Genomic DNA, 15,438 nt, shown 5'->3' with positions numbered 1-15,438 from the left:
GCTATTTGGCAAAAGTCTATTGCCGTGTAGTAATGGTAAGTAAAGCTTATATTTGGCATTATAACGCTTTATTTTAACTCTCATTCATTTTGCTCAGGACAGTAGATGCATATTCATATTCTTGGAATTTGTGGCACCTTTATGGGTGGTATTGCCGCAATCGCTAAATCGTTAGGTCATACCGTGACAGGCTCTGATCAAAATGTGTACCCGCCGATGAGTACACAATTAGAAGAGCTAGGTATCACCCTAACCCAAGGTTATGACATTAGCCAACTAGATCCCGCGCCCGATATGGTAGTAATTGGTAATGCTATGAGCCGTGGCAACCCTTGTGTTGAATACGTGCTTGATAAAGGCTTGCCTTACACGTCAGGTCCTGAATGGTTAAAACATAATTTATTGCAAAACTCCTGGGTCTTAGCCGTAGCGGGTACCCATGGCAAAACAACCACAGCCAGTATGCTGGCATGGTTATTAGAATATGCGGGAATGAAGCCGGGATTTTTGATTGGTGGTATCGTTCAAAACTTTGGTGTGTCTGCTCGTATTGGCGAAACACCATTTTTTGTTATTGAAGCCGACGAATACGACACTGCTTTTTTCGATAAACGTAGTAAGTTTGTGCACTACTTACCGCGCACATTAATTCTAAATAATCTCGAATTTGATCATGCTGATATTTTTGAAGATTTAAACGCGATTAAAAAACAATTTCACCACTTGATGCGTACACTACCTAGTAGTGGCAAAGTTATTTGGCCTAGCCAAGACGAAGCTCTACAAGATGTGATTGAACGAGGCCTTTGGAGCGAGAGTGAAACACTCTTTGGCGATTGGGATTACCGTTTACTTAAAGCAGATGGTAGTGAATTTGAAGTGTTATTAAATTCACAAGTTCAAGGCGTTGTCAGCTGGCAAGCCATGGGTGAGCACAATGTGAAAAATGCCATTATGGCGATAGCAGCTGCAAGGCATGTAGGCATTGCCGTATCTGTCAGCATTGCAGGCCTAGCTGAGTTCATTTCTCCTAAGCGCCGCATGGAGCTCAAAGCTGACATCAACTCGATTAAAGTGTACGACGATTTTGCCCATCACCCAACGGCAATTGAAACAACCTTAGCAGGGCTTCGTGCAAAAGTGGGCACAGAGAAGATCATTGCTATTTTAGAGCCTCGCTCAAACACCATGAAAATGGGCGTGCATCAACAAACCTTGATTGATTCACTGAAAGCGGCCGATGAAGTGTATTTATTTGAGCCAGAAAATTTAAGCTGGTCGCTAAAAGAATACGCAGATAAAGCTGGGATGCATTGTAGCTCAAGCACTGAGGATATAATTGCTCAAGTCATCGCTAGTATCGCGCCTTCACAACATGTGTTAATTATGAGTAATGGTGGTTTTGAAGGTATTCATCAGCGTTTAATCACAGCACTTGAACAAAACTAATCAGTATCAGGAGCTTAACTGTATGCAATTTAAAGATAAAATAACATTAGCTTTTAGTGGTGCTTCAGGTGCTCCCTATGGCTTAAGGTTGTTAGAAGTATTACTTGAACAGCAGTTTCAGGTATATGTACTGATCTCAAGTGCAGCACGAGTAGTGCTTGATACAGAGTCAAATATCAAACTTTCGGGTAACGAAGAGAAAGCGACAGAACAACTCAGCACGCTTTTTAAAGCAGCCCCTGAGCAACTTAAAGTATTTGGCAAAGATAATTGGTTTAGTCCTGTTGCGTCTGGCTCAGCAGCGCCTAAAAAAATGGTGGTTTGCCCTTGTAGCGCAGGGTCTGTCTCTGCAATTGCAGTGGGAGCATCAGATAACTTACTTGAACGTGCGGCAGATGTAGTTATTAAAGAGCGTGGTCAGCTAATTTTAGTCCCGCGCGAAACACCATTTAGCGAAATTCATCTTGAAAATATGTTGAAGCTAGCGCGACTAGGCGTAACGATTATGCCGGCGGCACCTGGTTTTTATCACCAACCTGAGCAGGTTTCAGATTTGGTCGATTTTATGGTGGCGCGAATTTTAGATCATTTAAACATTGAACATACTTTGACGAAGCGTTGGGGTTATGGAGAGGGCAAACAGTGAGCGAAAAAACGATCGCATTAAATATTGAAGGCCTAAAAAAGGTTTATAAAAATGGTGTTGAAGCTGTAAAAGGTATTGATTTACAAGTTCAGCAAGGTGATTTCTTTGCCTTACTTGGCCCAAACGGTGCCGGTAAATCAACCACCATTGGTGTTATCTCATCTTTAGTGAACAAAAGTGCCGGTCGTGTACAGGTGTTTGGTCACGACATTGATACAGATTTGGAAGCCGCTAAGTCTGAACTTGGCTTAGTGCCGCAAGAGTTTAACTTTAGTCAATTTGAAACACTTAACCAAATTTTGGTTAACCAAGCAGGTTATTACGGTGTACCAAGAAAGCTGGCCCATGAGCGAGCTGAAAAGTACTTAAAGCAGCTAGGTTTATTTGAGAAAAAAGATAAGCAAGCGCGCACCCTTTCAGGTGGTATGAAACGCCGTTTAATGATTGCTCGTGCACTGATGCATGAACCTAAATTGCTTATTTTAGATGAACCAACAGCAGGTGTTGATATTGAGCTACGCCGCTCTATGTGGGATTTTCTTCGCGAGATTAATAAGCAAGGTGTCACCATCATCTTGACTACCCACTATCTAGAAGAAGCTGAGCTGTTATGTAGAAACATCGCGATTATCGACAGCGGCGTGATTGTTGAAAACACCACCATTAAAGCCTTACTTGCCAAGCTTGATAAAGAAACCTTCGTACTTGACTTAAAGCAGCCTGTGCAGCCTATTAGCATTGCAGGTTACAAATATACACTGACTGATGACCACACTTTAGAAGTTGAAGTGGCGAAGTCTCAGGGCTTAAACCATGTATTTAGTGCACTGAGTGAGCAAGGTAACACAGTGCTTAGTATGCGAAATAAAGCAAACCGTTTAGAAGAGTTGTTTGTAGGATTATTAGAACAAGGGCGAGGCGAATAATGTTTAAATATGGAGTAGCGCTAAAAAGTATTTGGATCAAAGAGTGTATTCGCTTTTTACGTATTTGGGTGCAAACCCTAGTTCCGCCTGCAATCACGATGAGCCTGTATTTTGTGATTTTTGGTAATCTGATCGGTTCTCGTATTGGTGATATGGGTGGCTTTACTTATATGGAGTTTATTGTACCGGGTCTGATAATGATGTCGGTGATCACCAATTCGTACTCAAATGTTGCCTCGAGTTTTTATTCGACTAAATTCCAAAAAAGCATTGAAGAGCTCTTAGTTGCGCCAGTGCCGAATTACATTATCGTACTAGGCTACATGGGTGGTGGTATGACGCGTGGCATGCTGGTTGGTTTAATTGTTAGCTGTGTCTCTTTGCTATTTGTTGATATTCAAATTCATAATATTTTTGTGATTATGGCTACGGTTATTTTAACGTCGGCTGTGTTTGCGTTAGGCGGACTTATTAACGCAATTTATGCTAACAGCTTCGATGATATTAGTATTATCCCGACCTTCATTTTAACGCCGCTGACCTATCTAGGTGGGGTGTTTTACTCTATCAGCCTGTTGCCAGAATTTTGGCAAGGTGTATCGCAAGTAAACCCAATTATTTACATGGTAAATGCATTTAGATATGGCTTCTTAGGTGTGTCGGATGTCGACTTATCGGTAGCATTTGGTGTACTTGCTTTATTTATTGTGGGTTTATTTACTTTAGCATTAACCCTTATTAAACGTGGTGTGGGGCTTAGACACTAATGACGGATGCAAATTCGAGAAGTATTGTATCGAATCAACCTGGCTTACATGAAAAGCTAGACGAAATAGTTTTAAAGCACTTAAGTGCTGAATTTAAAAAGCCGATTGCAGAGCATACGCAAGCGGCTTTTGATCAGGTCAATGAAAAGGTGCAAGCGTTTAGCGGACCTATCATTCTTGACTCGTGTTGTGGTGTTGGTGAAAGTACCGCTAACTTAGCAAAACATCACCCTGATGCGTTAGTGATTGGAATTGATAAATCATCACATCGTTTAGATAAACATGATATCGAATATAAGCAAACTGATGCAGGGCAGTATATTTTAGTGCAAGCTGACTTAAACGACTTTTGGCGTTTAGCGGTCGCTGCAAACTGGCAACCAAGCCATCATTACCTGTTGTATCCAAATCCATGGCCGAAAGCAAAACACTTGCAAAGAAGATGGCACGGCGCTGCTATCTTCCCGTTTATCATTAAACTAGGTGGTCGTTTAGAGCTTAGGAGTAACTGGGATATTTACGTAAAGGAGTTTGCTCGCTCACTTGAACTTGCAGGGCATAAGTGCGATGTCCAGCAGTATGAAAGCGATACTGCAATTACTCCGTTTGAACGTAAATATTGGGCTAGTGGTCAACAAAGTCATCGTTTAGTGATTAATCTTTAATGAATGTAAGGAGTCGGCGGTGCAAAGTGGCTCCCTTGCATTAAAGTAACACCTGCTCGAGCAAGTGCCTGTGCTATTTGCTCGTTATCAACTTGCTCAGCAATCACATCTAACTTTAGTTGCTGAGCATATTTTACCAAGTTCTCAATAAACAGATAGTTATCTGTATTAGTATGAATTTGGCTCACTAACCCTTTATCAAGTTTTAAACCATCAATTTCGAGCTTTCTGATGTGTGGCAAGCTTGAAAAGCCCGTGCCGAATTCATTGATAATAACCTGAGCCCCTTTATTTTTTAGAATATTAATAAAGGTTTTTACTTCACTAAAGTAAGCAATGGCATCACGCTCATAAAACTGAAAAATAATATTGTGGGGCTGCGGGTAGCGCCTTAGCTGAAGTTCTAAAAACTCGCTTAAACTTGGATCAAGAATATCTTGTGCGGTAATATTGATACTCCAGCACACATTGGTTTTTCTAAACTGCTCAATGCATCGGGTAAACATAGTACGCCTTAAAAGACCATCCATACGTGAGCGTTTCAGCACCATCATAAAGTAATCAGGTGTATGGATACGACCTGTGGCACTGGCCATTCTGGCTAGGCACTGGTAATGATTAATATGTTTCCTTTGGCTGTCATAGACTGCTTGAAAATAAGGCACGATGCGATTGTTATCGAAGGCTTCTTTCACTTCTTTGGCAAGCGTAACGTTATTTCTAAATTGCTCTTCAACTTGTTTAAAGATATTTTCATAACGCACAATACGTTGATTATTCAGTTTTGCTTGCTGTAATGCAACGTGGGCGTTCTCTATAAGCATTGATTTATTACCTGTGGCAATTCCCGCATACAAGCTCACGTAGATATAAGGCTCTTTTAACGCTGGAATAGCATAGTTAAAGGCATTAATTACATCATCTATATTGCGTTCATCACTATGAGTTTGCAATAACGCAATTTTATTGGTTGCTAAACGATAGACAACTCCTTCGCTAGGTATCCTTAATTGAAAATAGCCAAGCAAGTTAGCCATCACTTTGTCGCTAACTTCACTGCCATAAAAGCTGCTAATATCTTCTAGTTCGTTAATAACAATTACTGCCAGCTCCATGCGATGCTTGGTGGTTCTTTTTATGTAGTATTCAAGTGCTACATGATTTGCAAAACCTGTACGCGCATCAGTTGAGAGCGAGCGTTTTAACTGTAAAAAATAGAGCCCTGCAATTAGTGCTGCAATAAAGAAAAAAAAGCAGCCGGTAATCATCGCTCGTGAAACACTTTGCTGCAGTTGCTGGTTTAAATCGCTAATAGTTATATCGGCCCCGGTGATATAGGTGTGACCATTATTATCGACAAAAGTCACAAAGATACTTTTAAAATAGCCCCATTGATCTTTTGAAATTTCGAATACAGGCTCAGTAGAAAAAAATGCCTCTTTGTTAAGTTCAGTCGCTTCAGGATAGGCATCTAAAAATTGTGTAACACGACCATTATTTTGATCTTTTTGTGTGTAACTAGATGCACTAAAGTACACTTTGTCATCACGAAGTACCATGGCGTAAACATAGGCAAGTTGCATTTGTTTTGCATATTCAGAAAGGGCACGACTTTTTTCTTTATACATTGATGCGGAGATAGGTAAACCTGCATTGACTATATTGTGGTAGTCATCACCGAGGATATGTCTGACACTGACCGCGGCATTGAACAATTTACTATCGATATTCGCCATGATCTCGCTACGCGAAGTTTCATAGGTGTAATAGATATAACCAAATAAGCTAATAAAAAATGCGGCGAAGCCATATAGTAGCCAACTGGTTTTTTGCAATCCTTTGGGCATAGACGTTCCCTTAGCAGTTATCACTTGATTATACTAAAAAAACATTTGTCTGATAGTAGAAAATAACCGTAAATTTCATTAACGGTTCACTTTTTTGTCATCGAAATTAGGGCTTTTTTGCTTTATACGAGACATTTTCGTGATATTCCAGTAAAGTTAGCCAATTTCGTAGAAACAGTGCCGCAAAAGTGCTCTCTTAGGTGTTCCATCATCGGGTGCATTTTTAGCTGCTAATTATGGGTATTAGGATGGATCAAAAGCGTTGTGCCGTCGCCTCTAAAGAAAGCTTGATTCGTATTTTTACGGTGCCAGAAGCACCAGACTCGACATTAAGTAAAATCGAATCTGAAATTTCTAGTAATTTAGCTGGGTTCTTGAATGAGAACATAGCTGCAATTGAAAAGCCTTTGCACGAAATTGAAAAAGACTTTCAAACGGCCACTATTCCAGAAGAGCCAACTTTTGTTTCTGATTATGCTCAAGACATTATGGAGCAGTTAGTTGCTCATTCTGTTCATACGGCTGCACCAAGCTTCATTGGTCATATGACCTCTGCGTTACCGCATTTTGTATTACCGCTTTCTAAGTTAATGGTAGGTCTTAACCAAAATTTAGTAAAAATTGAAACTTCAAAGGCATTCACACCACTTGAAAGACAAGTCTTAGGGATGATGCATCACCTTGCTTATGGCGAAGCTGAGAGTTTTTATAGCAAGTGGATGCACAGTGCAAAAACCTCTTTAGGCGCATTTTGCTCAGGCGGAACCGTAGCTAACATTACTGCGTTATGGATTGCTCGCAACCGCTTATTGAAAGCCGATGGCGATTATAAAGGTATTGCAGCACAGGGATTAATCGCTGGGATGCTGCACTATGGTTACAAAGGCTTAGCGGTACTGGTTTCTGAGCGAGGTCACTATTCATTAGGCAAGACTGTTGATTTGCTAGGTATTGGTCGCGATAACATTGTCGCAATTGCGACAGGCGAAAATAATAAAGTTGATGTCGATGCTATGCGCAAAAAAGCCCATGAACTGGAAGCGTCTGGTATAAAGGTAATGGCACTCGTTGGTGTTGCTGGGACGACAGAAACTGGCAGCATAGACCCGCTAAATGAAATGGCTGATTTAAGCGAAGAGCTTGGCTGTCATTTTCATGTGGACGCCGCATGGGGTGGGTCAACCTTACTTTCTTCAAACTATCGCCATCTTTTAAGCGGTATTGAACGTGCTGACTCAATTACTATTGATGCGCATAAACAAATGTATGTGCCAATGGGCGCGGGTCTTGTGTTATTTAAAGACCCCGCTGCGACAGATGCTATTGAGCATCATGCTGAATATATTCTTCGTAAAGGCTCTAAAGATTTAGGTAGTCATACATTAGAGGGAAGCCGCCCAGGTATGGCAATGTTAGTGCATGCTTGCTTACGTGTTATTGGCCGTAAAGGCTACGAGATGTTGATTGACCGTAGTATTGTTAAAGCGCGCACTTTTGCCGAAATGATCAAACAAGATGAAGATTTTGAATTAATCTCTGAACCTGAGCTGTGCCTATTAACATATCGTTACGTTCCAAAAGAAATTCAAGCTAAGCTCAAAGGTGCTAACGAAGAAACTAAATTAGATATTTACGCTTCGTTGAATCGCTTCACTGCAAGTATGCAAAAGCGCCAGCGTGAAGCTGGACGCTCTTTTGTATCTCGTACTCGTTTAACACCAGCAAAATATGACCATCAACCCACCGTGGTTTTTCGTGTCGTATTAGCCAATCCATTAACCTCAAAAGCTATTCTAAAAGATATTTTAGCGGAGCAAAAAGAGCTAGCGAAAACTGACCCAGTATTTAAAAAGTACTTAAGTAAATATATGAGTTAGTGATAAAAAAGGAGCATGATGCTCCTTTTTTAATTAGTCGTTAAAGCAGCTAGCTTTGATCATGTTACTGATAATCGCTTGCGAAGGTTTGATTTTTTCCATCGCTAAAAACTCATCGGGTTGGTGAGCTTGGTTAATTGAGCCTGGCCCCATGACAATTGTTTCGCAGCCAAGTTGTTGAATAAAAGGGGCTTCTGTACAATAGTTTACAGCGACAGCTGGCTGACCGGAGACTTTTTCGGCCAGTTTCACAAGTGCAGTATCTGTACTTCCGCTAAACGCAGGGATTGGTTCATGCATATCGATAACACTCACTGCGTTGGGGTATTGAGTATTTATTTCCTCTGCGGCACTAAGCAAAATCGCTTGTAGTTCTTGTACACTTAAACCAGGTAACGGTCGCATATCAATATGCATTTCACAGCAGCCGCAAATGCGGTTGGCATTATCACCGCCATGAATATGGCCAAGGTTCAAAGTAGGGTACGGAATTTCAAAGTGTTCTACTGAATATTTATTCTTTAATTCTTCTTTTATGATTAACAATTTTGTAATCATTTTATGCATGACTTCGATGGCGTTCAAACCTCGTTCAGGATCTGAGCTATGGCCCGAGCGACCAATTACGCGAATAGCTGTACTCATATGACCTTTATGTGTAAATACCGGAGTCATATCTGTTGGCTCACCAATAATACAGCGTGCAGGTTTTAAGTTCGGGTGACGGCAGATTTGCTGTGCACCCGCCATTGTAGTTTCTTCATCGGCTGTGGCTAGAATTAATAGAGGCTCAGTTTGCTTGCTTGCATCAAGTTCGCTAATAGCTTGCAGTACGAAAGCAAAAAAGCCTTTCATATCAATACTACCTAAACCATAAAGTTTATTGTTATCTTCGCTGAGTTTGAACGGATCATAATTCCAACGACTATCATCAAATGGTACAGTGTCAGTATGGCCGGCAAGCATTAAACCGCCGTCTCCTTCACCACGTCTAGCTAATAAGTTGTAACGCCCTTTACCGTTTTCAAGCTCTGTGATTTCACATGTAAACCCAAGGCTTTCGCACCACTGTGCGAGCAAGGTAATAACCCCTTTATTGCTCATGCACAAAGAATCTTCAATCGCGCTAATTGAAGGAGCAGCAATTAGCTGCTGATACATAGATAAAAAAGAGGGTAGCGACATAAAAAAATCCAAAAATAATTATTCAATCTAATTGCATAACAATGTAAAAGTATTTATGATGAATATCAATTCACTTTTTAAGCATAAATATTAGTAAAGCTTTACGATGAACACGAAACGACGATAACCTGATTTCATTACTTTAGACAGTGTTTTTATTCGCATTTGAGCGAGTATTTTTAGGCGTATCGATAAATAGATTGAATAGGTAAAAGTAAGCAATGAATGTAGTGATTATTGGCGCAAGTGGTTATAGCGGCGCAGAGCTAGCAAGTTTAGTTGCTAAGCACCCAAAACTGACCCTGAAAGCATGTTATGTATCTGAAGGAAGCTTAGATAAAGGCAAATTATTAAGCGATTTATATCCAGAGCACCTTGGATTGTTAGAGTATCCACTACAGCCTCTGACTGCCCAAGCGTATAAGGATATCGAAAGTAATGCGGACTATGTATGTCTATGTACAGATCACAAGGTAAGCGTTGACCTTGCACCACAATTTTTAGCCATGGGTAAAAAAGTATTCGACCTGTCTGGTGGTTTCCGTTTAGCTGGGAATGAGGATTACCTAACTTATTACGGTTTCGCACATGAACACCCTGAGCTTTTAGAGCAAGCGGCTTATGGCTTAGCTGAATGGAATAGCGATGCTATAAGTAAAGCAAAGCTTGTTGCTGTAGCAGGTTGTTACCCAACAGCAGCACTCAATTCTTTAAAACCACTTAAAGAAGCTGGTTTATTAGCTGAGCAAGCCATTATTGTTAATGCTGTGTCTGGAGTTACTGGCGCAGGTAGAAAAGCCAGTGTTAATACGCATTTTTGTGAAGTATCACTTGCCCCTTATGGTTTATTTAATCACAGACACACACCTGAGATTGAGCAGCACCTTGGTCACCCTGTGTTATTCACCCCTCATTTAGGTAATTTCCCCCGTGGAATTTTAGAAACTATTTATGTGCAATTAAAGCCAGGTGTGACAGCAGAGCAAGTGGATGCAGCATATCAAGTGTTAGCTAATGAGCCTTTAATCCGTTTACTTGGAAATAAAGTTCCAAGTATTAAAGGCGTGGCTAAACAACCATTTGTTGATATTGCATGGCAACAAAAAGGTGAACAACTCATTGTTATGTCAGCAATTGATAACCTATTAAAAGGCGCGGCTGGGCAAGCATTACAGTGTATTAATTTAGCTATGGGTGAACCTCACCACACTGGTTTAGTAGGAGCGCTGTAATGAAAACTTGGATCATTAAAGTCGGTGGTGCTGTGCTAAATAGCGCTGATGCTGCAAAAGCTCTTTTTGATGTTTTAGCCACTGAGCAACAAGATAACTTTGTCATTGTGCATGGTGGTGGGGCCTTGGTTGATGCTTGGCTTAAAGACGCAGGCTTTGTAACAGCAAAACATCAAGGCTTACGTATTAGCCCAAATGAGCAAATGCCTTATATTGTTGGCGCCCTGGCAGGTTGTGCCAATAAACAATTGATGAGTCAAGCAATCAGCGCTGGCCACAAACCTGTGGGTTTAAGCCTTTATGAAGCGGGTGTACTGGTATCTGAAAAACTTAAAGTATTGGCGCAAGTTGGCCAGTGTTCAGGTAGTTGTGACAGCGTATTGCCAAGCTTACTTGGGCAAGGTCGTTTACCACTGGTGAGCTCTATTGGCTTTGGCGAAGATGGTCAATGGTACAACGTCAATGCGGATGAAGCCGCGGCTGCTATTGCTAAAGAACTAGATGCAGAACTTATTTTTATGACTGACGTAGAAGCTGTGCTTGATGCAAATAAGCAGCCACTACATCACCTTAATACGCAGCAAATCGAAACACTAATCCTTGAAGGAGTTATTCAGGGCGGGATGGAGGTCAAAGTAAAGACCAGCCTTCTTGCTGCCCAACATTTACGACGTGGTGTGTATATCTCCAGCTGGCTAAAGCCAGAAAATTTAGTCGCCTTATTAAAAGGCGAGCATGTAGGAACAAAAATTACACCATAGGTATTTCATGTTAAAAAATTTCTTAAACGGTCTTGAATTAGACCAAAAGGGCGCTCTTAAATTACTTAATTTAGCGCAAAAAATTAAAGCAAATCCAGCAGACTTTAGCCAAGCATTAGCAGGCAAATCTGTCGTTACACTTTTTGAAAAACCAAGTTTACGTACTCGTTTATCATTTGATATAGGTATTAATAAACTGGGTGGTCACGCGGTTTATCTAGATTCACAAAACGGTGCTATGGGTGGTCGTGAATCGGTTAAAGACTTTGCTCTCAATATGTCAGCTTGGGCTGATGGCATTGTTGCTCGCGTGTATGCACACAAAACATTGACTACGCTTGCTGAGTATTCATCTGTGCCTGTAGTGAATAGCTTATGTGATTTATATCACCCATGCCAAGCACTTGCAGACTTTTTGACGCTACAAGAAGTACATGGCGACGTAAGTAAGCTTAAGCTTGCTTACTTAGGTGAAGGTAACAACGTAACACACTCTCTAATGTTATTAGCTGCCACGTTAGGCACTGATTTTGTAGCTGTTTGTCCTAAAGGTAGCTCACCGGATTCACAAATTCTTAAGCAAGCAGAGCAAATTGCAGCGATGAATGGTGCTTCGGTAATGGTCAGTGACAGAATTGAGGCGGCAGTCGGAGCAAATGCAGTCTATGCTGATACCTGGGTTTCAATGGGTGATAAAACACCGCTTGAGCAGGTGAAAGCTAAATATATGCCTTATCAGCTCAATCAAGCCCTATTAGAGAAAACGGGTGCGCAAACTGTACTGCATTGTCAGCCAGCGCATCGTGAGTTTGAAATTACCTCTGAGGTAATGGATGGCCCAGCATCAAAAATTATTCAACAAGCAGAGAATCGTATGCACGCGCAAAATGCTCTACTTGTCACATTATTAAATCCAAATTTTGTTTAAGGAACACCAATGAGTTCAATTAAAAAAGTCGTATTAGCCTATTCTGGTGGTCTTGATACATCGGCAATTGTGCCATGGTTAAAAGAAAACTACGGCTGTGAAGTAATCGCGTTTGTTGCTGATGTAGGCCAAGGTGCTGAAGAGCTTGAAGGCGTTGAAGAAAAAGCAATTGCTTCGGGTGCCTCAGAGTGCCACATCGTTGACTTAAAAGACGAAATGGTAAGTGACTATATTTACCCAACATTAAAAACGGGTTCTATTTACGAAGGCACTTATTTACTAGGTACGTCTATGGCACGTCCGATTATTGCTAAAGCACAGGTTGAAATTGCCCGTAAAGTAGGTGCTGATGCGCTTTCGCATGGTTGTACAGGTAAAGGTAATGATCAGGTACGTTTTGAATCATGTTTCGCAGCCCTTGCACCAGATCTAAAAGTCATTGCACCATGGCGTGAGTGGGACTTATCAAGTCGTGAATCATTACTTGATTACTTAGCAGAGCGTAATATTCCGTGCTCTGCATCTGCGACAAAAATCTATAGTCGTGATGCTAACGCATGGCACATTTCTCACGAAGGTGGAGAGCTTGAAGATCCATGGTGTCAACCAAGTGAGCAAGTATGGACTTGGACAAACTCACCTGAGCAAGCGCCTAATGAAGCAGAATATGTGACATTAAATGTTGTTGAAGGTGAAGTGGTTGCTGTAAATGGCGAGTCACTTAAACCATATGACTGCTTAGTTAAATTAAACGACATTGCTGCGCCACATGGTGTAGGTCGTGTTGATATTGTAGAAAACCGTTTAGTCGGTATGAAGTCTCGTGGCTGTTATGAAACACCAGGGGGCACAGTGATCATGGCAGCTCTTCAAGCGATTGACGAGCTAGTATTAGACAAATCAAGCCGTAAGTGGAAAGAAGTACTTGGTGGTGAGTTTTCTCACTTAGTCTACGACGGTCGTTGGTTTACACCATTAAAAGACTCGATTCTAGCTGGTGCTGAATCACTGTCTAAGTTAGCAACCGGTGAAGTGGTGCTTAAGCTTTATAAAGGCCAAGTAACTGCGGTACAGAAAAAATCACCGAATAGCTTATACAGTGAAGATTTCGCAACCTTCGGTGAAGATGATGTATATGATCAATCACATGCAGAAGGCTTCATTCGTTTATTCTCGCTATCAAGCAGAATCTCAGCACTAACGAAAAAGTAATTTAATTATTGCCCTGCACGGCAGGGCAATAGCCGAATTTGGAGACAGTTCAATGGCACTATGGGGCGGACGTTTTTCTACGGGTCCAGATGAAGCGTTTAAACAATTCAACGATTCACTTCCTTTTGATTATCAACTTGCAGAGCAAGACATTATTGGTTCAGTTGCTTGGGCAGGAGCGTTAAAACAAGTTAACGTACTTAATCAGCAAGAATACGATGACCTAGTTGCAGCACTTAATAAGCTGCTAGATGAGGTTAAAGCAAATCCACAAGCAGTAGCTGTCGCAGGGCATGAAGACATTCATTCTTATGTTGAGTCAGCGCTAATTGATAAAGTGGGCGACCTAGCTAAAAAGTTACATACAGGTCGTAGTCGTAATGACCAAGTCGCGACCGATTTCCGCTTATGGTGTCGTGATACAGCTGAGCATATTCTTGAAGCAATCGCAGAGCTGAAAGGTGAGTTTATTGCCTTGGCTGAGCGTGAACTAGGCACTATCTTACCAGGTTACACACACCTACAGCGTGCACAACCTGTATTATTTAGCCACTGGTGCATGGCCTATGTTGAAATGCTTGAACGTGATGAAAGCCGTTTAACCGATGCTAAAAATCGTATGAATTATTGCCCTCTTGGTAGTGGTGCTTTAGCTGGAACGGCGTACCCAATTGATAGGCAAATTCTTGCCGAAGGGTTAGGTTTTACCGGTGCAACACGTAATAGCCTTGATGCAGTATCTGATCGTGACTTTGTGGTTGAGCTACTAAGCTGCGCATCAATTTCAATGATTCACTTATCGCGTATGGCAGAAGACTTAATTTTCTATAACTCTGGTGAAGCAGGCTTTATTGAGCTTTCTGATGGGGTAACATCAGGCTCTTCACTTATGCCGCAGAAGAAAAACCCAGATGCTCTTGAGTTAATCCGTGGTAAAACAGGCCGTGTTTTTGGTGCATTCAGTGCCATGATGATGACACTTAAAGCGCTACCACTTGCTTATAACAAAGATATGCAAGAGGACAAAGAAGGCTTATTTGATGCAATGCCGACCTGGTTGGCATGTATTCATATGGCACAGGCGTGTATCAAAGGCATCAAAGTTAATGCTGATAAAACATTAGCAGCAGCAAAAGGTGGTCACTCAAATGCGACTGAACTTGCTGACTATTTAGTGGCTAAAGGTATTCCATTTAGAGAAGGTCATCATATTGTTGGTACGCTCGTGCAAATGGCTATTGCACAAGGGAATAACTTAGAAGATTTAAGTTTAGAGCAATTTAAGTCTGTGCATAGCATTTTCGAGTCAGATGTATATGCTGTATTAGAAATAGACGCCTGCATTAAAGCAAGACAAGCACAGGGTGGCACCTCTATCGAGCAAGTAACGAGTGCCATTAAATACGCAAAAAAAAACAGCAGATAGCGGTACGTGACGCAACCTTAAATGATGTTGAGTCTATTGCTAAGCTAATTCAGCATTGGGCAACGGTAGGTGAAAATCTACCACGGGCTAAGAGCGATATGATTCACTCAATTAATGAGTTTGCTGTCACTGAAGTTGAAAACCAAGTTGCTGGCTGTGCCTCGCTATATATTTACGATACAGGTCTTGCTGAAATTCGTTCGCTTGGTGTGAGCCCTGAATCACGTATTGCTGGGCAGGGGCGTCGACTTGTTGAACATTTGCTTAAAAAAGCTAAAAGCTTGGCGCTTAGTCGCGTAATTGTTCTGACGCGGGTGCCAGAGTTCTTTGCAAGCCAAGGCTTTATCTTTTGTAGTAAAGATAGTTTGCCAGAAAAAGTGATCAAAGATTGCGAGCTTTGTCTTCGCAAAGGTAATTGCGATGAAGTAGCGATGGAATATATTTTAAAGCCAAGTAATAGCGCGGTGATCCCGTGTAAACACGTGGCTTAATTTCCCTGGATAAGAAAAACGCACGG

The 15,438-nt window shown here is 41.3% G+C and carries 12 protein-coding genes and 1 pseudogene; 11 read left to right on the top strand and 2 right to left on the bottom strand.

Annotated elements, in window-relative coordinates:
- Positions 1–105 precede the first annotated feature (105 nt).
- The 5 genes from mpl to trmB are packed head-to-tail and all read left to right on the top strand — an operon-like array spanning position 106 to position 4,453.
- Complete coding sequence (mpl, locus tag J8Z25_RS13515; protein ID WP_250661193.1) at positions 106–1,449, top strand: UDP-N-acetylmuramate:L-alanyl-gamma-D-glutamyl-meso-diaminopimelate ligase; 1,344 nt, start codon at positions 106–108, stop codon at positions 1,447–1,449.
- A 22-nt stretch (positions 1,450–1,471) separates the two neighbouring features.
- Positions 1,472–2,095, top strand: a complete 624-nt coding sequence (locus tag J8Z25_RS13510; RefSeq protein WP_250661192.1) for a flavin prenyltransferase UbiX — start codon at positions 1,472–1,474, stop codon at positions 2,093–2,095.
- The gene (locus tag J8Z25_RS13505; protein WP_130050649.1) at positions 2,092–3,021 is read left to right on the top strand and encodes an ABC transporter ATP-binding protein; all 930 of its coding nucleotides are present in this window, start codon (positions 2,092–2,094) and stop codon (positions 3,019–3,021) included. The genes J8Z25_RS13510 and J8Z25_RS13505 overlap by 4 nt, the downstream gene beginning before the upstream one ends.
- Entirely contained in the window at positions 3,021–3,788 is a 768-nt protein-coding gene (locus J8Z25_RS13500; RefSeq protein WP_130050650.1) for an ABC transporter permease, read from the top strand. The genes J8Z25_RS13505 and J8Z25_RS13500 overlap by 1 nt, the downstream gene beginning before the upstream one ends.
- Positions 3,788–4,453: a tRNA (guanine(46)-N(7))-methyltransferase TrmB gene (gene trmB / locus J8Z25_RS13495; RefSeq protein WP_130050651.1), complete on the top strand. Its 666-nt coding sequence runs from the start codon at positions 3,788–3,790 to the stop codon at positions 4,451–4,453. Before J8Z25_RS13500 ends, trmB begins: the two co-directional genes overlap by 1 nt.
- On the opposite strand, the gene J8Z25_RS13490 is transcribed toward trmB, so the two are convergent.
- A complete protein-coding gene (locus tag J8Z25_RS13490; protein WP_167658532.1) occupies positions 4,450–6,300 on the bottom strand; it encodes a bifunctional diguanylate cyclase/phosphodiesterase in 1,851 nt (616 codons plus the stop codon). The genes trmB and J8Z25_RS13490 overlap by 4 nt on opposite strands.
- A gap of 248 nt (positions 6,301–6,548) precedes the next feature.
- Here J8Z25_RS13490 and panP point away from each other — a divergent pair, with 248 nt between their 5' ends.
- Positions 6,549–8,177 carry a pyridoxal-dependent aspartate 1-decarboxylase PanP gene (gene panP / locus J8Z25_RS13485; RefSeq protein ID WP_130050653.1) on the top strand — a complete coding sequence of 543 codons (1,629 nt, stop codon included), beginning with the start codon at positions 6,549–6,551 and terminating at the stop codon, positions 8,175–8,177.
- A gap of 33 nt (positions 8,178–8,210) precedes the next feature.
- On the opposite strand, the gene argE is transcribed toward panP, so the two are convergent.
- Entirely contained in the window at positions 8,211–9,362 is a 1,152-nt protein-coding gene (gene argE / locus J8Z25_RS13480) for an acetylornithine deacetylase (protein ID WP_130050654.1), read from the bottom strand.
- Between the two features lie 221 nt (positions 9,363–9,583).
- Here argE and argC point away from each other — a divergent pair, with 221 nt between their 5' ends.
- From argC to argH, 5 genes and pseudogenes are all read left to right on the top strand, one after another.
- Entirely contained in the window at positions 9,584–10,594 is a 1,011-nt protein-coding gene (gene argC / locus J8Z25_RS13475; protein WP_130050655.1) for an N-acetyl-gamma-glutamyl-phosphate reductase, read from the top strand.
- Positions 10,594–11,355, top strand: coding sequence for an acetylglutamate kinase (argB, locus tag J8Z25_RS13470; RefSeq protein ID WP_130050656.1), 762 nt, complete (start codon positions 10,594–10,596; stop codon positions 11,353–11,355). Before argC ends, argB begins: the two co-directional genes overlap by 1 nt.
- A 7-nt stretch (positions 11,356–11,362) precedes the next feature.
- Positions 11,363–12,283: an ornithine carbamoyltransferase gene (locus tag J8Z25_RS13465; protein WP_130050657.1), complete on the top strand. Its 921-nt coding sequence runs from the start codon at positions 11,363–11,365 to the stop codon at positions 12,281–12,283.
- Positions 12,284–12,292: 9 nt separating this feature from the next.
- Positions 12,293–13,495: an argininosuccinate synthase gene (locus tag J8Z25_RS13460; RefSeq protein ID WP_130050658.1), complete on the top strand. Its 1,203-nt coding sequence runs from the start codon at positions 12,293–12,295 to the stop codon at positions 13,493–13,495.
- 52 nt (positions 13,496–13,547) lie between these two features.
- Positions 13,548–15,412: pseudogene (gene argH, locus J8Z25_RS13455) on the top strand (argininosuccinate lyase).
- Positions 15,413–15,438: the final 26 nt, after the last annotated feature.

Origin of the sequence: Pseudoalteromonas sp. SCSIO 43101, from assembly GCF_023650775.1 — a bacterium.
GTDB lineage: Bacteria > Pseudomonadota > Gammaproteobacteria > Enterobacterales > Alteromonadaceae > Pseudoalteromonas > Pseudoalteromonas apostichopi.
This window is presented reverse-complemented; position numbering and strand designations above follow the sequence as displayed.